This is a genomic window from Shewanella algidipiscicola (assembly GCF_003605125.1).
Taxonomy (GTDB): domain Bacteria; phylum Pseudomonadota; class Gammaproteobacteria; order Enterobacterales; family Shewanellaceae; genus Shewanella; species Shewanella algidipiscicola.
Genome location: NZ_QPQT01000011.1, coordinates 38634 through 62133, shown reverse-complemented (window position 1 = coordinate 62133; position 23500 = coordinate 38634). Strand labels below are relative to the sequence as shown.

At 46.7% G+C, this 23500-nt stretch carries 20 protein-coding genes; 15 read left to right on the top strand and 5 right to left on the bottom strand.

All coding sequences use genetic code 11. The features are described 5' to 3' along the window. The first annotated feature begins 8 nt into the window (after positions 1 to 8). From fadA to DVO77_RS13095, 5 genes are all read left to right on the top strand, one after another. Complete coding sequence (gene fadA / locus DVO77_RS13115) at positions 9 to 1172, top strand: acetyl-CoA C-acyltransferase FadA (RefSeq protein ID WP_119978655.1); 1164 nt, start codon at positions 9 to 11, stop codon at positions 1170 to 1172. Between the two features lie 439 nt (positions 1173 to 1611). Beyond that, positions 1612 to 2094, top strand: coding sequence for a Cys-tRNA(Pro) deacylase (ybaK, locus tag DVO77_RS13110; RefSeq protein ID WP_119978654.1), 483 nt, complete (start codon positions 1612 to 1614; stop codon positions 2092 to 2094). A gap of 140 nt (positions 2095 to 2234) precedes the next feature. Next, positions 2235 to 2480 (top strand): sulfurtransferase TusA, encoded by a 246-nt coding sequence (gene tusA / locus DVO77_RS13105; protein ID WP_110458777.1) that lies wholly within the window; start codon positions 2235 to 2237, stop codon positions 2478 to 2480. A gap of 88 nt (positions 2481 to 2568) precedes the next feature. Beyond that, positions 2569 to 3024, top strand: coding sequence for an MOSC domain-containing protein (locus tag DVO77_RS13100; RefSeq protein WP_110458778.1), 456 nt, complete (start codon positions 2569 to 2571; stop codon positions 3022 to 3024). Between the two features lie 305 nt (positions 3025 to 3329). Continuing rightward, positions 3330 to 6527, top strand: coding sequence for an amidohydrolase family protein (locus tag DVO77_RS13095; RefSeq protein WP_119978653.1), 3198 nt, complete (start codon positions 3330 to 3332; stop codon positions 6525 to 6527). 225 nt (positions 6528 to 6752) lie between these two features. Here the strand turns inward: DVO77_RS13095 and DVO77_RS13090 are convergent, their stop codons facing one another. Continuing rightward, entirely contained in the window at positions 6753 to 7322 is a 570-nt protein-coding gene (locus DVO77_RS13090) for a DNA-3-methyladenine glycosylase I (RefSeq protein ID WP_119978652.1), read from the bottom strand. Positions 7323 to 7430: 108 nt separating this feature from the next. Here DVO77_RS13090 and glyQ point away from each other — a divergent pair, with 108 nt between their 5' ends. The 5 genes from glyQ (at position 7431) to pxpA (ending at position 12918) form a co-directional block, all read left to right on the top strand. Further along, positions 7431 to 8336, top strand: a complete 906-nt coding sequence (gene glyQ / locus DVO77_RS13085; RefSeq protein WP_110458781.1) for a glycine--tRNA ligase subunit alpha — start codon at positions 7431 to 7433, stop codon at positions 8334 to 8336. Positions 8337 to 8348: 12 nt separating this feature from the next. Continuing rightward, positions 8349 to 10418: a glycine--tRNA ligase subunit beta gene (gene glyS / locus DVO77_RS13080; RefSeq protein ID WP_119978651.1), complete on the top strand. Its 2070-nt coding sequence runs from the start codon at positions 8349 to 8351 to the stop codon at positions 10416 to 10418. Between the two features lie 166 nt (positions 10419 to 10584). Next, entirely contained in the window at positions 10585 to 11247 is a 663-nt protein-coding gene (gene pxpB / locus DVO77_RS13075; RefSeq protein WP_119978650.1) for a 5-oxoprolinase subunit PxpB, read from the top strand. Beyond that, positions 11244 to 12176, top strand: coding sequence for a 5-oxoprolinase subunit C family protein (locus tag DVO77_RS13070; RefSeq protein ID WP_119978649.1), 933 nt, complete (start codon positions 11244 to 11246; stop codon positions 12174 to 12176). Before pxpB ends, DVO77_RS13070 begins: the two co-directional genes overlap by 4 nt. Next, positions 12166 to 12918 (top strand): 5-oxoprolinase subunit PxpA, encoded by a 753-nt coding sequence (gene pxpA / locus DVO77_RS13065; protein WP_119978648.1) that lies wholly within the window; start codon positions 12166 to 12168, stop codon positions 12916 to 12918. Before DVO77_RS13070 ends, pxpA begins: the two co-directional genes overlap by 11 nt. 176 nt (positions 12919 to 13094) lie before the next feature. On the opposite strand, the gene gyrB is transcribed toward pxpA, so the two are convergent. The 4 genes from gyrB to dnaA form a co-directional block, all read right to left on the bottom strand. After that, positions 13095 to 15512, bottom strand: a complete 2418-nt coding sequence (gene gyrB / locus DVO77_RS13060; RefSeq protein ID WP_119978647.1) for a DNA topoisomerase (ATP-hydrolyzing) subunit B — start codon at positions 15510 to 15512, stop codon at positions 13095 to 13097. A 16-nt stretch (positions 15513 to 15528) separates the two neighbouring features. Beyond that, positions 15529 to 16611, bottom strand: coding sequence for a DNA replication/repair protein RecF (recF, locus tag DVO77_RS13055; RefSeq protein WP_119978646.1), 1083 nt, complete (start codon positions 16609 to 16611; stop codon positions 15529 to 15531). Between the two features lie 67 nt (positions 16612 to 16678). Beyond that, positions 16679 to 17779, bottom strand: coding sequence for a DNA polymerase III subunit beta (gene dnaN / locus DVO77_RS13050; RefSeq protein ID WP_110458788.1), 1101 nt, complete (start codon positions 17777 to 17779; stop codon positions 16679 to 16681). Positions 17780 to 17799: 20 nt separating this feature from the next. Then, positions 17800 to 19182: a chromosomal replication initiator protein DnaA gene (gene dnaA / locus DVO77_RS13045; protein ID WP_110458789.1), complete on the bottom strand. Its 1383-nt coding sequence runs from the start codon at positions 19180 to 19182 to the stop codon at positions 17800 to 17802. Positions 19183 to 19626: 444 nt separating this feature from the next. Between dnaA and rpmH the strand changes: the two genes are divergently transcribed. The 5 genes from rpmH to mnmE all read left to right on the top strand — a co-directional run bounded on the left by rpmH (position 19627) and on the right by mnmE (position 23463). Beyond that, positions 19627 to 19764, top strand: a complete 138-nt coding sequence (rpmH, locus tag DVO77_RS13040; protein ID WP_011867659.1) for a 50S ribosomal protein L34 — start codon at positions 19627 to 19629, stop codon at positions 19762 to 19764. Positions 19765 to 19779: 15 nt separating this feature from the next. Further along, positions 19780 to 20136 (top strand): ribonuclease P protein component, encoded by a 357-nt coding sequence (gene rnpA, locus DVO77_RS13035; RefSeq protein ID WP_110458843.1) that lies wholly within the window; start codon positions 19780 to 19782, stop codon positions 20134 to 20136. Then, on the top strand, positions 20103 to 20357 hold the full coding sequence (gene yidD / locus DVO77_RS13030) for a membrane protein insertion efficiency factor YidD (protein ID WP_110458790.1): 255 nt from the start codon (positions 20103 to 20105) through the stop codon (positions 20355 to 20357). The genes rnpA and yidD overlap by 34 nt, the downstream gene beginning before the upstream one ends. A gap of 3 nt (positions 20358 to 20360) precedes the next feature. Beyond that, entirely contained in the window at positions 20361 to 21992 is a 1632-nt protein-coding gene (yidC, locus tag DVO77_RS13025) for a membrane protein insertase YidC (RefSeq protein WP_119978645.1), read from the top strand. Between the two features lie 109 nt (positions 21993 to 22101). Continuing rightward, on the top strand, positions 22102 to 23463 hold the full coding sequence (mnmE, locus tag DVO77_RS13020) for a tRNA uridine-5-carboxymethylaminomethyl(34) synthesis GTPase MnmE (RefSeq protein WP_119978644.1): 1362 nt from the start codon (positions 22102 to 22104) through the stop codon (positions 23461 to 23463). The last annotated feature ends 37 nt before the right edge of the window (positions 23464 to 23500 follow it).

Here is a 23500-nt window from a genome sequence, read left to right as displayed (position 1 = left end):
ATAGAATAATGAAACAAGCAGTTATAGTAGATTGCATCCGTACTCCTATGGGCCGCTCTAAGGCTGGAGTATTTAGAAACGTTCGTGCTGAGACCTTGTCAGCCGAACTAATGAAAGCGTTACTGGTTCGTAACCCACAACTTGACCCAAATACCATTGAAGATGTGATTTGGGGCTGTGTTCAGCAAACCTTAGAGCAAGGCTTCAACATCGCACGCAATGCCGCCCTACTTGCGGGTATTCCTAAGCAAGCCGGCGCTGTCACCGTCAACCGTCTTTGTGGTTCATCAATGGAAGCCATGCATCAAGCTGCTCGCGCTATCATGACGGGTATGGGCGACACCTTTATCGTCGGTGGTGTTGAACACATGGGTCACGTGCCGATGAATCACGGTGTCGATTTCCACCCAGGCCTAGCCAATAACGTGGCTAAAGCCTCGGGCATGATGGGGCTAACCGCTGAGATGCTTGGTAAAATGCACGGTATTACTCGCCAGCAACAGGATGAGTTTGCCGTACGTTCACATCAACGTGCCTATGCAGCCACCGTTGAAGGACGCTTTGCTAGCGAAATCCATGCGATCGAAGGTCACGATACTAGCGGTGCTCTTGTAAAGGTGTTTCACGATGAAGTCATTCGCCCAGAAACCACGCTTGAATCACTCGCAGGTCTTCGCCCTGTATTTGATCCTGTTAATGGCACAGTAACGGCTGGGACTTCTTCGGCACTGTCTGACGGCGCTTCGGCGATGCTAGTGATGGAAGAAGAGAAAGCGAAAGCGCTTGGTCTACCTATCCGCGCTCGCATTCGCTCTATGGCGGTTGCTGGCTGTGATGCAGCAATCATGGGGTACGGCCCGGTTCCTGCTACACAAAAAGCACTTGCCCGTGCAGGCCTCACCATTAATGACCTTGATGTGATTGAGCTAAACGAAGCCTTCGCAGCACAATCACTGCCTTGTGTTAAAGATCTTGGCTTGATGGATGTGGTCGATGAAAAGATTAACCTTAACGGTGGTGCGATTGCACTGGGTCACCCATTAGGCTGTTCGGGTACACGTATCTCTACAACCTTAATCAATCTAATGGAAAGTAAAGATGCTAACTTAGGCTTAGCCACCATGTGTATTGGTTTGGGTCAAGGTATCGCAACGGTATTTGAACGCGTTTAACGCCAACCACCCATCACCGTTATATAAAATCGAGTAGCTAATGCTACTCGATTTTTTTTGGCTGTTTCACGTGAAACAGGCTGGAGAAAAGTTCGCCATTATGAGGACAATAGCCGATCAGTATCAACTGATATTCATCCATTGCCTGATAGGCCATACGCTATCCCATTGATTGCTCATTGGTATCACGCAGAATATGGACATCTTACAAGCAGCCAAAATAGACTGAATAATCCCCTCATCTCGGTATCTCCGTCGTGATAGGTTACTTACCATGTGGGTTGCACTCGATGATGGCACCCTAATAAGCGTGATACAATTGAGACAGAAAGTAAAAATGTCGGCCTTCATCACAGCCAAGGTTGGCAAACGATAGCTAAAATTCCTTATCATGCATTGACACTATCTGTCATGTACCAACACCTATAAAGAAAGAGCAATGACACCAGCAACCAAAGCCTTAGATAAAGCCAACATCAGCTACAGCCTTCACGAATACCAACATGAAAGCAACGCTAAAGCCTTTGGCTTAGAGGCAGCAGAAAAACTGAACCTCCCCTTAGAGCAGGTCTTTAAAACCTTAGTCGCCCAACTGGACTCAGGTCAATTGGTGGTCGCTATCATCCCTGTCGATGAAAAGCTCAATATGAAACGGCTGGCTAAAGTCGCTGCAGCCAAAAAAGCCGCCATGGCACCGGCGGATGTTGTTCAGCGAGCTACAGGATATATATTGGGAGGGGTCAGCCCTATCGGCCAAAAAAAACGTCTCATCACTTTTATTGATCAAAGTGCAGTAAAACTCGAACGCTGCTACGTCAGTGGTGGACGTCGCGGCTTAGATATTGGCATCCAACCACAAGATCTTATTCATGCGACAAATGGTAAATTTGCCTGGTTAACCGATAGTGGTTCACTCGCGTAAGCCATATTAAAGGTTGTTTCACGTGAAACAACCTCCTTGAGTTCACAAAACCGTACCCACATATTGGCTTAGTCACGCCGCTAGAGTAATATTAGCTGCTTCTGTTTAAAGTGAGTTTTTCATCTTCTAAGGTTGAATATATGAGCAATCCATTTTCAGACGCCCAACACCAACTCGATGCCATGGGACTTCGCTGCCCAGAACCCGTCATGATGGTCAGAAAATCAGTTAGAAATATGAATGATGGCGAGACCTTGTTGGTCATTGCAGATGATCCGGCAACCACCCGGGATATCCCCAGCTTTTGTGAATTTATGGATCACACATTAATCGCCAGTAACACCGAAGCGGTACCGTACCAATATCTGATAAAGAAAGGCCTATAGCCCATAAGAGTTTACCCTTTTAGTAACACTTGCCAGCGGAGTCGAGCACAGTTTACACTGAGTGATAGTCATCAAAAGGATAGGATAAATGGCAAGTTTACAAGGCATTAGCTATAAAGTGGTCAAGCGCGGCCCAATGTTAGAAACCTCAACCGCATTGGTCACTACCAGCAGCGGCGTTGCCCAAGATATTTTTGGTAAACCAGGTAACAGACAGGTCACAGTGCTCTCATTCGAACAATGGGAGCAGGCCTGCGAATCGCTTAACACTCAACTACCATGGACAACACGTAGGGCTAACTTATTGGTCGAAGGTGTCCGCTTTGGGCCGCAAGATGTCGGTAAAATTATGCATGTTGGAGATCTGCAGCTTCTAGTTACAGGTGAAACCGACCCCTGTAGAAAGATGCAAGCAGCCTTCCCAGGCTTAGAGAAAGCATTAACTCCAGATTGGCGTGGTGGTATCACCTGTAAAGTGCTCAATGACGCTACCATAGATATTGGTAATAGAGTGTATTTTAGTGAGCAGCTACAATTACTTTAACCGACGCCACACCTTTATTACCTCTGATCTAGCCACTGACACAAGTGGCTTGCATTCACCCTAGACTCTATTTCGCCATCTAAATACCATTCATTTTCTGTCACATAAATTAGGTGTTACTGTTAACCAATTTATGCGATAACTCGTATTGAACTACATCGATAAAACTGACAGTACAGTGATATGAGTGTCGCCAGCACATAATTTTTTGCAGCTATACACATTTCACCATCAATAAGTAAAAAATAGCGATACTCGGCACAACGTATGCCTACGGAAACAATAACAATTAAACGGATATAATAATGCAAAAACAACAAATTAAGCCCTTATGTGCAGCAATAGCACTCACTCTAAGCCCCCAAGTATTTGCACAAGAAACCACTCAAGACTCCACCAATTGGCAAGTTAATGTGCCAGCAAATGCCCCGCTTCAACAAATCAAAATAGACGTATCTGAAGGGACTTGGATGAATGTCAGTGTTAGCCCAGATGGTCAAACCATAGTGTTTGATCTATTGGGCGATATCTACCAAATCCCAATCGAAGGTGGCGAAGCAAAAGCTCTCGCTAAAGGCATCGCATGGCAGATGCAGCCCGTTTATAGCCCTGATGGTAAATCCATTGCGTTTACCTCAGATGAAGATGGCGGCGACAACATATGGATAATGGATGCCGATGGCAACAACCCTCGCCCAGTGACAAAAGAGACCTTCCGTTTACTCAACAGCCCAGCTTGGAGCCCTGATTCACAATACTTGATCGCGCGCAAACATTTCACCGGCAGTCGTAGCTTAGGAGCTGGCGAAGTTTGGCTTTATCATGTGGCCGGCGGTGATGGTGTCAAACTAACGGAGCGCCCTAACGAACAGAAAGATCTGGGCGAACCCGCCTATTCACCAGATGGCCGCTACGTTTACTTTAGCCAAGATGCGACACCAGGAAAAACCTTCCACTACTCAAAAGACTCGGTCAAGGGTATCTATAAGATTAAGCGCTACGATACTCAAACGGGTGGTATTGAGGTGCTTATCGAAGGCACAGGTGGTGCAATTCGTCCAACCCCAAGCCCAGATGGAAGCAAACTCGCCTTCATTAAACGTGATGGCTTCCAATCATCACTTTATCTACTGGATTTGAAGTCTGGTAAAAAAACCAAACTATACGACAAACTCGACCGTGACATGCAAGAAACCTGGGCTATTCACGGTGTATATCCAACAATAAGCTGGACCGCCGATAATGAAGAACTTGTGTTCTGGGCGGGTGGTAAAATTAACCGCCTAAAGGTAGCAGATAAGCAAGTCAAGCAAATCCCCTTCTCGGTTAAGACAGAGCTTGCTATACAACCGTCAGTACGCTTTAAGCAGGACATAGACAAAGATATCTTCGACGTAAAAATGCTCCGCATGGCGCAGGTGTCTCCAGACGGCAAAAAAGTCGTCTATGAGGCATTAGGTAAGTTATGGATAAAGGCGCTCCCAGACGGTAAGGTCACTCGACTCACCAAACTAGATGCAGACCTGCGTGAGCTATTCCCGCAATGGTCTCGCGATGGCAGACAGATAGTCTTCACCACTTGGGATGATGACAAGCAAGGTAGTGTCCGTGTTATCAGCGCTCGGGGTGGCAAGGCAAAGGTACTCACCCAAGAACCTGGCAAATATGTTGAGCCCACGTTTTCGCCAGATGGCGAGTTAGTCGTTTACCGTAAAGCTAAAGGTGGCAATATCACCCCTAGAACTTGGTCTCAGGAACCCGGTCTATATGTGGTCGACATCAAAGGCAAAGCCAATACCAAGATCACTCCCGATGGCTATCAGCCTCAGTTTGGCGCAGAGTCAGACCGAGTCTTCTTTTTAGACCACGATGAGACGCCACAGTTATCTTCAATTAATCTGCATGGATTCCAAAAACGGGTACATTACACTAGTAAGCACGCAACCGAGTTTAGGGTCTCACCGGACGGCAAACAACTCGCATTTGCTGAGCGCTTTAAAGTCTGGGTAACCCCATTTGCCAAACATGGCGAAACCATAGATATCGGCCCCAAAGCCAGCAACCTTCCCGTTACCCAATTAAGCGTGCGAGCAGGCGAAAGCATTAGTTGGAACAACAACAGCGATCAGCTTTATTGGACATTAGGACCAGAGCTCTATCAAGTTAACGTGGATAGCAGCTACACTACTGCAGAGAAAGAGGCTAAGTCAGAGAATCGCGAACCTAAGATCACCGATATCGGTTTTAGTAAGAAGGCTGATGTTCCACGTGGAACCATTGCCTTTGTCGGCGGCCAAGTGATCACCATGGAAGATGATAAAGTTATCGATAACGGCGTTGTCATCATCAAAGACAACAAGATTGTCGCAGTGGGTGATGCAACAACAGAGATCCCTGCTGGTGCAGAGGTTATCGACATCAAAGGTAAGACATTAATGCCGGGGTTATTTGACGCACACGCTCATGGGGCACAAGGTGAAAGTGAAATTATCCCGCAGCAAAACTGGGAACTTTATTCAAACCTGTCGCTCGGTGTCACCAGCATCCATGATCCCTCTAACGACACCACCGAGATCTTTGCCGCTTCTGAGCAACAGAAGGCAGGTAATATCGCCGGCCCACGTATCTTCTCAACGGGTACAATCCTGTATGGTGCCAATGCACCGGGATATACGTCGCACATCGATTCGCTCGACGATGCCAAGTTTCACTTAGAACGCCTCAAAAAAGTGGGTGCATTCAGCGTCAAGAGCTATAACCAACCGCGACGAAACCAACGTCAGCAAGTGATTGCCGCAGCCCGCGAGTTGGAAATGATGGTCGTGCCAGAGGGGGGGAGCTTACTGCAGCATAATCTCACCATGATCGCCGATGGACACTCAACCGTTGAGCACTCACTACCTGCAGGCGCCATTTACAATGATATTAAACAGTTGTGGAGCCAGACGGATGTCCATTACACCCCGACTCTCGTAGTTGCCTATGGTGGTATATCAGGCGAAAACTATTGGTATGATAAGACAGATGTCTGGTCACACCCTCGCCTATCTAAATATGTACCAGGTGATCTTTTACAAGCCCGTTCAATGCGCAGACCTACCGCACCCGATGCGCACTACAACCATTTCAATGTTGCACGCGTCGCCAATGAGTTAAACGAACTCGGTGTTAAACCAAACATTGGCGCCCACGGACAACGTGAAGGCTTGGCCGCACATTGGGAGATGTGGATGTTCGCCCAAGGAGGCATGAGCAATATGGAAGTGTTAAAAACGGCAACTATTAATCCTGCCACCACCTTCGGCATGGAGCAGCAATTGGGTTCAATCAAAACGGGCAAGCTCGCCGATTTGATCGTCATCGATGGCAACCCACTCGATGACATTCGTGTTACCGACAGAGTGACTTATACCATGGTCAACGGCAAACTTTACAATGCCGAAACCATGAACCAACTTAACGGTAAGAAAACCAAGCGCAAGCCATTTTTCTTCGAACTTTAATCAATTTTCAATTTTAATATCTGCCGGAGTTTGGCCGCCAATTTTAATTTCATGAAAATTTAAAAATGAAGTAAAAATTCCATTCAAGCGATAAAAAGGGTGTTCCACGTGGAACACCCTTTTTAATGCCGTATAAAAATGCAATCAACATTCCATTTTCGTCACTTTAGCGATTTAGCTATGGTGAATATAACAAGAATTCATCCAGCCCCACTTTACTCGAAATCATGTATCTGGCTGTTGATAACAGCAGCAATCGACTAGATGATCATTTACCATGCCCACCGCCTGCATAAAGGCGTAACAAATGGTCGGTCCGACAAAGTTGAAACCGAGCTTCTTAAGCGCCTTTGACATCGCTTCAGACTCAGGCGTTTGTGCAGGTACTTGCGCTAAAGAAGTGAAATGATTAACCCTAGGTTTCCCATCGACAAAACCCCATAAAAATGTCGAAAAATCATTACCCTGCTCTACATATGCCAAATAGCCTTTGGCATTTTTTATAATCGAATTCACCTTTAAGCGATTACGCACAATACCGGGGTTTTGCAATAAGGCTTCCACTTTCTGCTCATCAAAGGTGGCAATGATTTTTGGGTCAAAATTAGCAAATGCCGCCTCATAATTTTGCTGTTTTTTTAAAATAGTGAGCCAAGACAAGCCCGCCTGTTGGCCATCTAAGCAGAGCTTAGCAAACAGCTCTTGGCTATCGTAAACAGGTTTTCCCCATACATCATCATGATAAGCCTGATATAAAGGGTCATCACTCACCCAACCACAACGCGTTATAGTCATGACATTTTTCTCAATTTTCCCCAGTTAAGATAAAAAATAACCTACATAAGCCGTTTTCAACAAGGTATAATCGAAACCATTTTCTATCACCAGCTGACAGTAGTAGACATGACGACGAAACACGACGTAAAAACATTTCAGGGATTTATCTTAACCCTGCAAGAATACTGGGCACAGCAAGGTTGCGCTATCGTTCAACCGCTGGACATGGAAGTGGGTGCGGGCACATTCCACCCCATGACTTTCTTGCGTTCATTAGGCCCAGAACCAATGAGCAGCGCCTATGTCCAGCCATGTCGCCGTCCAACCGATGGCCGTTATGGTGAAAACCCTAACCGCCTGCAACACTACTACCAGTTTCAAGTAGTCTTAAAACCTTCACCAAGCAACATTCAAGAGCTGTATTTAGGGTCACTTGAAGCCTTAGGTGTCGATATGGGTATCCACGATGTGCGCTTCGTTGAAGACAACTGGGAATCACCCACGCTCGGTGCTTGGGGACTGGGCTGGGAAGTCTGGCTAAATGGTATGGAAGTGTCTCAGTTCACTTACTTCCAACAAGTCGGCGGCCTAGAGTGTAGCCCTGTAACGGGCGAGATCACCTATGGCTTAGAACGCCTAGCCATGTACATTCAAGAGGTTGATAGCGTTTACGATCTTGTTTGGACTGATGGTCCAATGGGCAAGATTATGTATGGTGATGTTTTCCACCAAAATGAAGTTGAGCAGTCTACCTACAACTTTGAACACGCCAACGTAGAAGTGCTTTTCAAGCAGTTCGATGACTGCGAAAAAGCCTGTAACCATTTGCTAGCACTTGAAACACCTCTGCCACTACCCGCTTATGAGCAAGTGATGAAAGCGTCTCACGCTTTTAACTTACTCGATGCTCGTCATGCTATTTCGGTTACCGAACGTCAGCGTTATATTTTACGCGTTCGCACCATGGCAAAAGCGGTTGCAGAATCCTATTACCAAGCCCGTGAAGCGCTTGGTTTCCCAATGTGTAAGTAGAGGGTTATAAAGATGAAATTTGAAAACTTACTCATTGAAGTAGGCACCGAAGAGTTACCACCAAAAGCACTACGTAACTTAGCAGAATCATTTTTAGCTAACTTTACCGAAGAGCTAAATAAAGCCGAGCTGGGCTTTGAATCAGCAACTTGGTATGCAGCTCCTCGTCGTTTAGCCATCAATGTTAAGCAACTGGTATTGGCGCAAGCCGATAAAGTGGTAGAGAAGCGTGGTCCTGCCATCGCGCAAGCATTCGATGCCGATGGCAACCCAACTAAAGCCGCAATGGGCTGGGCTCGTGGTAACGGCATTAGCGTTGAACAAGCCGAACGTCTTAAAACGGATAAAGGCGAGTGGTTATTACATCAAGCTAAAGTGGTTGGCGTAGAAACAAAGTCACTGATCGCAGATATGGCTCAGCGCGCACTAGACAAGCTACCTATTCCTAAACCTATGCGTTGGGGCAGTAGCAAGACACAATTTATCCGCCCAGTGCACACAGTGACTATGCTAATGGGTAGCGAGCTAATTGAAGGCGAATTACTGGGCATAAAATCTGCTCGCACCATACGCGGTCATCGCTTTATGGGTGTAGACACCTTAGAGCTAGACCATGCAGACAACTACCTGAGCGCGCTTAAAGAGCAAGGTAAAGTGTTAGCCGATTACGCTGAGCGTAAAGCGATCATCAAAGCCGGCGCCGAAGCCGCTGCCGCTAAAATAGGTGGTGTGGCCGATCTTGAAGATGACCTACTCGAAGAAGTGACCTCACTGGTTGAATGGCCAGTGGTATTGACCGCCAACTTTGAAGAGAAATTCCTCGACGTACCCGCAGAAGCCTTGGTTTACACCATGAAAGGCGACCAAAAATACTTCCCAGTATTTGATAAAGCGGGCGCACTGCTGCCAAACTTTATTTTCGTCACTAATATCGAATCTAAAGATCCGGCGCAGATTATCTCAGGTAACGAGAAAGTGGTTCGTCCACGTCTTGCCGATGCTGAGTTCTTCTTCGAAACCGACAAGAAGCAGTCACTCGAGTCTCGTCTTGCTAGCCTTGAAACCGTGGTATTCCAAAAGCAGTTGGGCACCATTAAGCAACGCGTTGAGCGCATTTCAGCGTTAGCAGGCTTCATTGCCAGCAGCATTGGTGCAAACCAAGAAGAAGCCGCTCGTGCAGGTCTGTTATCTAAATCAGACTTGATGACCAATATGGTGATGGAGTTCACCGATCTACAGGGCACCATGGGCATGCACTATGCGCGGCTAGATGGTGAAGCCGATGCCGTTGCGGTTGCACTTGCTGAGCAGTACAAGCCTAAGTTTTCTGGCGATACCGTGCCTACGGCACCCATCTCTATCTGCATTGCATTAGCAGAGAAGCTCGATACCTTAGTGGGTATTTTTGGTATTGGCCAAGCACCAAAAGGCGCAGCCGATCCATTCGCCCTTCGCCGCGCCGCCATTGGTGTGCTGCGTATCTGTTTAGAGAACAACTTACCGCTTGATTTGGTTGATCTGATTGCTAAAGCACAAGCGCTTCATGGTGAAAACCTCAGCAATGACAACGTCGCCGAACAGGTACTTGAGTTCTTTATGGGCCGCTTCCGCGCTTGGTATCAAGATCAAGGTGTCAGTGTTGACGTGATCTTAGCCGTACTGGCTCGTCGCCCTACTTCACCAGCCGATTTTGAAAGCCGTATCAAAGCGGTTGCTCACTTTAGAACCCTTGAGCAAGCGCAAGCACTCGCTGCCGCCAATAAGCGTGTATCTAACATCCTAGCTAAAGTAGAAAGTGAGCTTCCAGCCACTGTCGACGCTAGCTTGTTAGTTGAAGGCGCCGAAAAAGCTCTAGCCGCTAAGCTTAATGAGCTACAACCTCAGCTTGCGCCCCTGTTTGCTGCCGCTAACTATCAAGAAGCCCTGTCACTGCTGGCCAACCTACGTGAAAGCGTAGATACCTTCTTTGAAGATGTGATGGTGATGGCCGATGATGAAGCGCTGAAGCACAACCGCCTAGCCTTGCTATCGAGCCTACGTGAGCAGTTCTTACACGCAGCTGATATTTCATTACTGCAGTAAGCATTCATTTTGCTAATAAAAACGCACCCTTAGTGGTGCGTTTTTTTATGACCGAGGATAGTAATAACTTAAATTGCCAATCCAATCATTTCAGTCCAATGCTTGAGCAACGATACAAAGCCAAGTTAGACTTAACTCTAACTCCCGCAATGAGGTCGAAACAACCATGGTACCTGAAACCATCATCTATCCTCTAGGTGAAAACGCCTTGGTGTTAGACCCAGCCCCACTCGCTACAATCAATTTTGCACTGCAAAACAAGCTTTGTTGGATAGCCGACAAAAGCAGAAATCTAACCGGGGTGCGCGATGCTGTACCAGGGATGAATAACCTCACCGTCTATTTTGATAACGCCGAACAACTTAAATCTGGCGAAGCAATATTACGACAACTATGGGATGAGGCGGCGCAGCATTCATTGCCGCAACGAAATATCGAAATTCCCGTGGTATATGGTGGTGAATATGGCCCCGATATCAACAATGTCGCCAGTGCCCACCAGCTTAGTGTCAACGAGGTCATTAGCCAACACAGTAGCGCCAAATACCAAGTGTTCTTCATTGGCTTTCAACCCGGTTTTGCCTATCTCGATGGCTTACCCGCCTCATTACATACCCCAAGGTTGGCAACGCCTCGGCTGCAAGTACCTGCAGGCTCTGTCGGCATAGGTGGACAACAAACGGGGATCTATCCCAGCCAAAGCCCTGGAGGCTGGCAGCTTATCGGCCAAACCCATCTTAAGTTGTTTAACCCTCATCAGCCCTCACCTAGCCTATTACAACCTGGTGATATCGTTACTTTCGTTCCTACTCGGTCATTTACATCATGATCCACATTGAGCAAGTCAACAGCCATATTACTATTCAAGATCTAGGCCGCGCTGGAGTCGCCCACTTAGGCATTCCTATTGGTGGCGCAATAGATAAACAAGCGTTACTCCTCGCGAATCGTTTAATGGCAAATCCCGACAACAGTGCAGCATTAGAATTTAGCGCGGGTGAATTTTCGCTCCGTTTTGAAACTAACACTTGGGTCGCCCTATGTGGTGGGCACTTCGATGCCAGCATCAATAATAGGCCCTTATGGAATGGCTGGCGCGGTAAGGTTAATAAAGGTGAGACACTGCACGTGCGCGGCCCAAAAAAAGGGATGTACGGCTACCTCGCGATCATGGGAGGCATTGCTTGTGAGACGCTTTTAAAGGGTAAAGGCACAGATATCACCAACCAGTTTGGCGGCCATCATGGACGCTACCTTAGAGCCGGCGATAACTTGAACATAGAAAAAATTGAATGCAACAATTTTAGCCGTCCAATTGGTGCGGTACAGCGGGTCAACGACGGCATCTTAAGAGCCCTTCCCGGCCCAGAATTACCGCTCTTTAGTCCATCCAGTAAAAAAGCCTTTTGGCATACGTCTTGGAAAGTCTCCAATCAAAGCAACCGCATGGGGACTCGACTCGATGGCCACCCCCTTGCAACCGAAACCGACATTAACCTACGCTCCCACGGCGTAATGCCTGGGGTGGTACAAGTTCCACCTAATGGACAACCCATTGTATTGATGGCAGATGCGCAAACCACTGGCGGATATCCTAGAATTGCCTGCGTGATAGCAGCCGATTTATGGAAGGTGGCGCAAACTAGACCGGGGCAAGCGTTGATATTTCAACATATCACTCCAAGTCAGGCACAAAGTGCCAACTATGAATGGCAGCAGTATCATTATCGTTTAGCGAGGGCAATGGATGGCAGTTAACACCAAGCAAGTTGGGCGGCGTTACGCTATCGATCTCAACGCCGATTTGGGCGAGGGAGGCGTAAACGATGCAGCGTTATTGCAGATCATCACCAGCGCTAACATCGCCTGCGGCGGTCACGCGGGCGATCAAGCCTCCATGCGCCAAACGGTAACACTCGCTAAGCAATGTAATGTGCTAATTGGCGCCCATCCGAGTTATCCAGACAGAGCAAACTTTGGCCGTCAAACCATGGATCTAAGCAAGAATGAGCTGTTGGACTCGCTATATGATCAAATCATCACTTTAAAGCAAATTTGCGATGCCTTAGCCGTAAAACTGCACCATGTTAAGCCACATGGCGCGCTTTACAACCAAGCAGCTGAAAACAGCGATTTGGGGCAAATCATTATCGATGCGATAAAGCGCGTCGATCCAAGCTTAAAACTGCTGATGCTAGCCGGTAGCGCACTCGTCCATCAAGCACGCGCACAACATATTGACGTTATTGAAGAAGCCTTTGCCGACAGAGCTTATTTAGCCAGCGGCGCTTTGGCCTCACGCAGCCTTGCCGGCGCCGTCATCGAAGACACGCAAACGGCGATGAAACAAGTTGAGCATATTATCAATCATCAGCCTATTAGCACCTTAGATGATAAATCGGTCATCATAAAGGCCAGCAGTATCTGTCTGCATGGCGACAATGAACACGCGCTAGCCTTCGCTAAGCTGATTAGTCAGCATCTATCCCAATCAGCATAGGCCGCGAGTTTTATAGCAAACCAATTTCACTCGAGATCTGGTAAGTTAGAGGCCGATGGATGGGGAGCAATTTGCCTCACTTCCCACTCATTCTTTATCGAATTCGATAGTCAAAAATGAGCAACAAAAAAGCCCCAGATCTCTCTGAGGCTTTGCTGCTTAACGGTCAATAAGACTTACACGTCTAAGTTAGCCACGTTAAGTGCGTTTGATTCAATAAATTCGCGACGCGGCTCAACCTGATCTCCCATCAAACAGGTAAATAGCTGATCGGCGCCAATGGCATCTTCGATAGTCACTCGCAGCATACGACGCGACTCAGGATCCATCGTGGTTTCCCAAAGTTGCTCAGGGTTCATCTCACCCAAACCTTTATAGCGTTGAATATAAAGACCACGCTTTGAATCGCCCATCAACCAATCTAACGCTTCAACGAAAGAGCTAATCTCTTTAGTACGCTCACCGCGTTTAACGTAGCCACCATCTTCAATCAAACCATCAAGCGCATCGGCCAGTTTCGCCATACGCAGATAATCGCTTGAATGTAGGAAGTCATACGAGAACAGATAATAGGCATCGATACCATGCTTACGAATAGTGATCTGTGGCAGATACACTTTACGCTCAGGATCAAACACAGCTTCGCCGCTAAAGATAAACCCACCAGATTCGGCCTCTTTTAGCGCCGCCACATAAGTGTCACACCATTGCTTCACTTTAGCTTCATCGGCTAATAGCTCATCGGTTAACTGAGCTTGATACAACATGCGTTCGGTCAGCATCAATGGGAAGCGCTTTTCAAGACGATCGAAGATGTTTTCCACTTCACGGTATTGATATACCAGCTTCTCTAATGGTGCACCCGACATGGCTGGCGCATCTTTTGATGGATGAATTTCACCACCGTCTAATGCAAGGTTAGTCAGGTATTCGGTTAGTGCAGGATCGTCTTTTAGGTACTGCTCTTGCTTACCTTTTTTCACTTTGTACAGTGGTGGCTGGGCAATGTACACATAACCACGCTCGATAAGCTCAGGCATTTGACGGAAGAAGAAGGTCAGCAGTAAGGTACGAATGTGCGAGCCGTCGACGTCAGCATCGGTCATGATAACGATGTTGTGATAACGGGTCTTATCAGGATCGTATTCATCACGGCCAATCCCACAACCTAACGCAGTGATCAGCGTGGCCACTTCTTGTGACGATAACATCTTATCGAAACGGGCCTTCTCTACGTTAAGGATTTTACCCTTTAGTGGCAGAATCGCTTGGTTCTTACGGTTACGCCCCTGCTTGGCACTACCGCCAGCAGAGTCCCCTTCCACTATGTATATTTCAGAAAGCGCAGGGTCTTTCTCTTGGCAGTCAGCAAGTTTACCTGGCAAACCACCTAAATCTAATGCGCCTTTACGACGAGTCATTTCACGGGCTTTACGCGCCGCTTCACGAGCACGTGCAGCGTCGATAATCTTACCCACAATCAGCTTAGCTTCGTTTGGATGCTCCATTAAGTAATCACTTAACTGCTCACCCATGGTTTGCTCTACCGCGGTTTTCACTTCACTTGAAACCAATTTATCTTTGGTTTGCGAGCTAAACTTAGGATCAGGCACTTTAACCGAAATAACTGCCGTCAAACCTTCACGAGCATCGTCACCGGTGGCGCTGGTTTTACCCTTTTTATTGAATCCTTCACGATCCATATAAGCATTCAGGTTACGGGTCAATGCACTACGGAAACCCGCTAAGTGAGTACCACCATCACGCTGAGGAATATTGTTAGTAAAACAGAAGATGTTTTCTTGGAAGCCATCGTTCCACTGCATCGCCACTTCAACGGTAATACCGTCTTCACGTTCTTGGATAAAATGGAATACTTCTTTGTTTACTGGTGTTTTATTAACATTCAGATAATCAACAAATGCACTAATACCGCCTTCATATTTAAAGAACTCATCACGGTTATCACGCTCATCGACCAAGCGAATACCGACACCCGAGTTAAGGAAAGACAGTTCGCGTACACGTTTAGCCAGAATATCAAAATGGAATTCTACGTCGGTAAAAGTTTCGTTACTTGGCCAAAAACGAATTTCGGTCCCAGTAGTCGCAGCTTCACCCACCACAGAGATAGGCGCATCAGGTACACCATGGGTATAGAACTGCTCGTATACCTTACCGTCACGACGAATGGTCATTTGCAGCTTTTCAGACAGCGCGTTAACCACAGAAACACCTACACCGTGGAGACCACCAGACACTTTGTAAGAGTTATCATCAAACTTACCACCGGCGTGCAAAACCGTCATAATCACTTCAGCAGCAGATACCCCCTCTTCCTCATGGATAGAGACTGGAATACCACGGCCATCATCTTTAACCGATACCGAGCCATCAGAATGGATTTTGATGGTGACATCACTACAATAGCCAGCAAGTGCTTCATCGATAGAGTTATCGACCACTTCGAATACCATGTGATGTAGACCTGTGCCATCATCGGTATCACCAATGTACATTCCCGGTCTCTTACGTACCGCATCAAGGCCTTTTAAAACCTTAATACTCGAAGAATCATAACTATTCTCTGACATATTATTCTCTCGTCGGTTATTCAATTACCGTTACACACCCTTGTTCCACATGAAACACCTTTACTGGCGGTGTGTTTAACGAATCCACTATTGCCGCAGGCTCGATTGCCGTCACAAACACTTGCGCCCCGGTATCGCATAGCTGCTGCAACAACAGTTGCCTGTGTCTTGCATCCAGTTCCGATGGAAGATCATCCACCAGATAAATACTGTTTTTATCAATTTGTTGTTTTAGCAGCTTGCCCTGTGCAATGCGCAGCGCACACACGAGCAATTTAAGTTGACCTCTAGATAATGCATCCTGCACCGGCAAAGTGCCTACACGCAGTCTTAAGTCCGCTTTATGGGGACCACTCGCAGTGTGTCCCGCCGCTAAATCTCTGGGATATTGTGCCTGCAATAACGCCTGATAATCGGTTTTGCTATCCCAACCTCGAGTAAAGGAAACTTTAACATCTATCTGAGGTAAAAACTCTTCGATTATACCCTTAAGTCGTTCATTTAACGAGCCTACATATTGCTTTCGTATCTCGGTGACGATTTCGGCATAACGCACCAGTTCCTTGTCCCAGAATTGGACTTGCCGATAGTCAGTTTGGCTTTTAAGCAGCTGATTTCTATGCTTTAAAATACGCCTAACGTTAGCCCAAGCACTGTGGAAGTTTTTGTCGGTATGAAAGGCTCCCCAATCGATAAACTGTCGCCGTGCTTTGGGGCCTTCAAAAAGCAGAGAAAAACTCTCAGGAGTGATCACCTGAATAGGTAAAGTTTCGGCCAATGTCGATAATCTTTTGACCTTGTCGCCATTAATTTTAACCTCGGTATCACCCGAGCGAAAACGACGTAAACCAATTTTGTGTTGTTGATCGCCTAGGCTTAAATTAGCAAATAGCGTGAGCTTATCTTCACTGTTTTGGATGACACGCTGCGATAGATGGCTGCGGAACGAACGTCCCATGCCAAGAAAATAAATTGCTTCTAAGATGCTGGTCTTGCCGCTGCCATTTTGGCCATAGATAAGGTTCAAACCATCGCCTAACTGCAGCTGCGCACTAGTGATGTTACGGAAAGCATCGATATGAAGGCGAGTTAAACTCATTAAATACTCAATTGATCTACCAGACGGGTACAACAAACGCCACGGCTAAGTGGCGTTACCGATTGCGTTACAGACGCATTGGCATCACAACATACATAGAATCTTCTTCAATATGGTTTTCAATCAGGGCGCTGGAGTTGCCATCGATTAGGGTGATACGCACATCATCGGAAGGTAAGTTGTTTAATACATCCAAAAGATAACTGACGTTAAAGCCAATCTCTAACGGAGCATTATCATATTCGATATCTAAAATCTCTTCGGCCTCTTCCTGCTCTGGGTTATTAGCGGTGATCTTGATCAGGTTTTGTTCAAGCTGTACCCGCACCCCACGAAACTTCTCATTCGACAAAATAGAGGCGCGTAGCAAGGCCTGTTTCAATTGGTGACGACTGGCAATCACCACCTTGTCGCCTCCTTTCGGCAACACTCGACGGTAATCGGGAAAACGACCATCGACCAATTTACTGGTAAATACCGCACTTTGAGTGATAGCACGGATGGCATTGTCACCAATCGCGATGGTGACATCGAGATCTTCACCTTCAAATAAACGTTGCAGCTCTAACACACCTTTACGCGGCACAATGACCTGCTTTTCAGGTAATGAATCGGCTAAGGTGCGATGGCTCAACGCCAAACGATGCCCATCGGTTGCAACAGCTCTGAGCACATTCCCTTCGGTTTCTAACAACAAACCATTAAGGTAATAACGCACATCTTGGTTAGCCATCGAAAACTGCGTTGCATCGATGAGCGACTTTAAGGTGCCTTGCTTGAGGGTAAATTCGATTTCCGCTTGAAAGGCGTCAACATTTGGGTATTCTTCGGCAGGCAGCGTCGCCAAGGTAAAACGGCTGCGTCCCGAGCGCAGCAACAGGCGGTTTTCCTGCTGCTCTATTTTAAGTTCGACTTGATCGGGAAGTGATTTAACAATATCGAGAAATTTCTTAGCTGGAACGGTCGTCCGCCCCTCAATGACCTCACCCTCAAGCTGTGCTTGGCCAACCAGTTCCACCTCTAAATCGGTGCCGGTCAGCTTAAGTGAGTGACCACTTACTTCAACTAAAAGGTTTGCCAGAATAGGCAAGTTATGTCGTCTCTCCACCGCTCCACTAACCAGTTGAAGTGGCTTTAATAGGGCATCCCTATCAATTGAAAATTTCATGTGTTTCAATTTCCCAGATTTTATGAAGATAACGTACGGATCAAGTTAGCATAATCTTCTTTAATGTCATGACTTTCTTCACGTAGCTGCGCAATTTTTCGACACGCATGCAAAACGGTAGTGTGGTCACGACCGCCAAAGGCATCCCCAATCTCGGGCAAGCTTTGGTTGGTCAACTCTTTCGACAGTGCCATTGCCATCTGTCGTGGACGTGCCACGCTGCGTGAACGACGCTTAGACAACATATCGGCCATCTTGATCTTGTAATATTCAGCAACGGTTTTCTGAATATTGTCTATAGTGACCAATTTTTCTTGCAGAGCCAAGAGATCTCTTAGCGCTTCACGCACAAAATCGATAGTGATCGGACGACCGGTAAAGTTAGCATTAGCAATAACCCGGTTTAAAGCGCCTTCGAGTTCACGTACGTTGGAGCGTAAGCGTTTAGCAATAAAGAATGCCACTTCATCAGGAAGGTTAATCCCGCTCTCTTGTGCTTTACGCATTAAAATCGCGACACGGGTTTCTAACTCTGGTGGTTCAATCGCCACGGTTAAGCCCCAGCCGAAGCGTGACTTAAGACGATCTTCAACGCCATCGATCTCTTTGGGATAACGATCAGAGGTCAGGATGATCTGATGATTTCCCTCAAGCAGGGCATTAAAGGTATGGAAAAATTCTTCTTGTGATCTGTCTTTATTAGCAAAAAACTGAATATCATCGATAAACAGCGCATCCACACTGCGGTAATAACGCTTAAACTCTTCAATCGCATTATTTTGCAACGCTTTAACCATATCCTGAACGAAGCGCTCAGAATGCATGTAAACCACTTTGGCGTTGGGATTATTCTTGATAATGCCATTACCGACAGCATGCAGTAAATGCGTCTTACCTAAACCGGTACCACCATATAAAAACAGTGGGTTATAGGCGCCACCTGGGTTTTCCGACACCTGCAATGCAGCCGCCTTACCCAGTTGGTTCGATTTACCCTCAACGAAGTTCTCGAACTGGTAAGTAGGATTGATGTTGCTACGATGATTAGTCATCGTCGACGGTTCATTGGTGTTGAACGACGGCTTACCTGGGGACTTATTGGCCGACGGTATCGTGGCACTCTTTACTGAAGCGGTCGGTCGAACAGGCTGGCTCGCTGGACGGCTACCAATATCGAAACGCAACTTAGGCGCACTACTGCCCATTTGCTCAGTAAAAAATTGATTAATGGTATTAAGGTACTTGTCTCTCACCCAATCGAGAACAAACCGATTTGGTGCGTACAGCACTAGAGTATCCCCGTCCATTTCGGCTTGTAACGGTCTGATCCACATACTGAATTGCTGAGCCGAAAGCTCGTCTTGTAGTCGTCCGATACATTGCTGCCAAAGTGAAACCGCCACGTACTTATCCCCAAAAGATCATACAAAGGGGTGTATTCTATAGTGAGATCACAAGGATCGCTATCCTTTAAATAGATTTATCCCCAGTAAGATCAACTTGACTTTTTTACACAGATCCAGATCGATCGCAGCCGATCAATTTATTTAGATAAACCCGTAAAGTCAGCTTTATTAAGCGATCCAGATCGATCTATAATTAGCGTGCTTCGATCAGGCAAATGAATGCAAGATCCACAAGATATAGTGTTCACTCACAGAGTTATCCACAACAGAGTGTGTGTTTAACCTCATTGATCAGAAGTGTAAAAGGAAGATTTTGTCCACTTGTTGGTTTTGCTTGTTGACGGGCATCGCTAAAGTGATTACAATTCGGCCTCTTTTTTGCCCTTACTTCTAAATTTTTAGGAGTCAGGTTTATTCACCTAACAAAGACGGATTGCCATAATGAGTAAACGTACTTTTCAACCTAGCAACCTGAAGCGCAAGCGTTCTCACGGCTTCCGCGCTCGTATGGCTACTGTCGGTGGCCGTAAGGTTATCGCACGTCGCCGTGCAAAAGGTCGCGCTCGTCTTTCTGCTTAATCAGTAGAAATGCAAGTGACCAGCTATACCTTTACGCGGGAGTTACGTTTGTTAACTCCCGCGCAATTCAAATCTGTATTCTCAAATCCTATCAAAGCTTCTTCGGCTGAAATTACCTTACTTGCTATACCTAACTCAGAGCAACATCCACGTATTGGATTAACCGTTGCTAAACGTTATGTAAAGAGAGCTAATCAACGCAACAGAATTAAACGCATCATACGTGATAATTTTCGTCTGCATCAGCACGAGTTACCCCCGCTTGATATCGTTGTTTTGGTAAGAAATGGCGTACTGGATATGGATAATGCAACACTCCACAAACTGGTAGAGAAGTTATGGCGCAAACTCAGTCGCCGTTACAATGGCTAGCCACTAAGCTAATTCGTGGTTATCAAATCTTTATCAGCCCTATACTAGGGCCAAAGTGCCGTTTTCACCCCACATGTTCAACTTACGCCATTGAAGCCATTCATTTGCATGGATTTGTGAAAGGGAGTTGGTTTGCAGGGAAACGCGTATTAAAATGTCACCCTTTACATCCGGGCGGTGAAGACCCCGTCCCTCCAAAAAATAACAGGTGTAATAAATAGGCTATGGAATCTCAACGCAATATATTGCTTATCGGTCTGCTTTTTGTCAGCTTTTTGCTGTGGCAGCAATGGCAAACAGACAAAAACCCGCAACCCGTTGCTACTGAATCATCAGTGGCCGCATCAACTACTGTCGCAAATTCACACGGTAGTGATGTTCCTGATGCCGATGCTGGACTTCCAGAAGCTGTCGTTGCATCTAAAGAACTCATTACTGTCACCACAGACCAGCTGATATTAAAAATCAACCCAGTCGGTGGTGATATCGTTTATTCGGCATTAGTGGCGCATAAACTTGAACTCGATAAAGACGAACCTTTCGTTTTGCTCGAGCAAACCAACGACATCTACTATATCGCGCAAAGCGGCCTAATTGGTCGTAACGGTATCGATAGAAGCGTTAAAGGCCGTGCCCACTATTCAAGCCAAGCACAGCAATACACTATGGCCGATGGCCAAGAAACACTCGAAGTACCACTGACTTATGTGGCCGACAATGGTGTGACTTACACCAAAGTGTTTGTGTTGCATCGTGGTAAATTCAACATCGATGTAGATTACCGTATCAACAACACCTCTAGCGAACAGCTACAGGTACAGATGTATGGCCAAATCAAGCACAGTATCAAAGAAAGCGAAAGTAGCATGATGATGCCAACTTATCGCGGTGCAGCATTCTCGACTCAAGATACCCGTTACGAGAAATACAGCTTCGAAGATATGGCTGACAAAAACCTAGACAAGAAAACCCTAGGTGGCTGGGCTGCAATGCTACAGCACTACTTCGTTTCTGCATGGGTTCCACCAGCAAACGACCAAAACACGATTTTTTCTAGCATTAGCGCAGGCGGATTAGCCAATATTGGTTTCCGTGGTGCAGTGTATGATATTGCCCCAGGTAGCAGCCAAACCATTGGTGCGCAATTCTATGTTGGTCCTAAAGACCAAGCGGCATTATCGGAAATATCTGAATCACTGAACCTAGTGGTCGATTATGGTTTCCTATGGTGGTTGGCAGTACCTATTTACAAACTACTGATGATCTTCCAATCATTTGTAGGTAACTGGGGCTTAGCGATTATCCTTATCACCTTAACCGTTCGTGGCCTGCTGTACCCACTAACCAAAGCACAATACACCTCAATGGCGAAGATGCGTAACCTGCAGCCTAAGCTAGCTGAGATGAAAGAGCGCTTCGGTGATGACCGTCAAAAGATGGGTCAGGCGATGATGGAACTGTACAAGAAAGAGAAAGTAAACCCTATGGGTGGCTGTCTGCCTATCTTGCTACAGATGCCGATTTTCATTGCCCTTTACTGGGTACTGTTAGAAAGCGTTGAGTTGCGTCATGCACCCTTTATGCTATGGATCACCGACCTTTCGGTACAAGATCCTTACTATGTGATGCCAATCCTAATGGGTATCTCAATGTTCTTAATGCAGAAAATGCAGCCAATGGCGCCAACTATGGACCCAATGCAACAGAAGATGATGCAATGGATGCCAGTGGTATTTACCGTATTCTTCTTATGGTTCCCAGCAGGTCTTGTACTTTACTGGTTAGTCGGTAACATTGTTGCGATTACTCAGCAGAAGATCATCTATGCTGGTTTGGAGAAAAAAGGGTTAAAATAACCTTTTAGTTCCAACAAACAAAAGCGGTCGGATACTAAGTATTGACCGCTTTTTTGTTTTATATAAACGCATATTTTTGCCATTCACCATCAATTTAGGAAACACAGTAATGACAACAGATACTATCGTGGCACAGGCAACCGCTCCCGGACGCGGCGGCGTGGGGATCATACGTATCTCGGGCGACAACGCCAGCAAAGTGGCAATGGCCGTGTTAGGGCATATCCCTAAAGTCCGCTATGCCGATTACTGTGACTTTAAAGATGCTAATGGCGCCGTGATAGACCAAGGCATTGCCCTCTTCTTTAAGGGGCCCAACTCATTTACCGGCGAAGATGTACTCGAGCTACAAGGCCATGGCGGCCAAATCGTACTGGATATGCTGATAAAACGCGTCATGGAAGTGGGCGGCGTACGTATTGCTAAACCTGGGGAATTCAGCGAGCAGGCGTTTATGAACGACAAGCTGGATCTGACCCAAGCCGAAGCCATTGCCGATCTGATTGACGCCACCAGCGAACAAGCCGCCAAAAGCGCCCTCAATTCGATGCAGGGTGAATTTTCCACTCAGGTACATGATCTGGTCGATCAGGTGACTAACTTACGTTTATACGTTGAAGCCGCTATCGACTTCCCCGATGAAGAGGTCGACTTTCTCTCTGACGGCAAAATTGCCGCCTCGCTCAACCGTATTATCGACAAACTCGACTCGGTGCAATCGAGTGCCAAACAAGGCGCTATTATTCGCGAAGGGATGAAAGTCGTTATTGCGGGTCGCCCGAACGCAGGCAAATCGAGTCTACTGAACGCATTAGCCGGTAAAGAATCGGCTATCGTTACCGAAATAGCCGGCACTACCCGTGACGTATTGCGCGAACACATTCACCTTGATGGTATGCCGCTGCACATTATCGACACCGCAGGCCTACGTGACACCACAGATACGGTAGAGCAAATAGGTATCGAGAGAGCCTGGGCCGAAATAGAAAGTGCCGACCAAGTGTTATTTATGGTCGATGGCACCACCACCGATGCGGTCGATCCCCACGATATTTGGCCAGACTTTATTGATCGCCTCCCCAAAAACCTTGGCGTCACCGTCATACGTAATAAAGCCGATCTGACTGGCGAACCATTAGAGACCAGCCAAGAACAGGGTTATAAAGTCTTTCGTCTATCAGCAAAAACCGGCTTAGGCGTCGAGGAGCTTAAAGCACACCTTAAATCTCTTATGGGTTACCAAAGCAACCTTGAAGGTGGCTTTATCGCCCGTAGGCGCCATTTAGAAGCCTTAGAGCTTGCTAGTAGTCACTTATTACTGGGCAAAGAGCAGTTAGAGGTTTATCAAGCGGGTGAACTGCTCGCTGAAGAGCTGCGGATGTGCCAAATGGCCCTATCTGAAATCACGGGTAAATTCACCTCAGATGACCTACTGGGTAAAATATTCGGCTCTTTCTGTATCGGGAAGTAAAGTGGGCAAATAACGGAAAACAACAGCAAGCAACGGT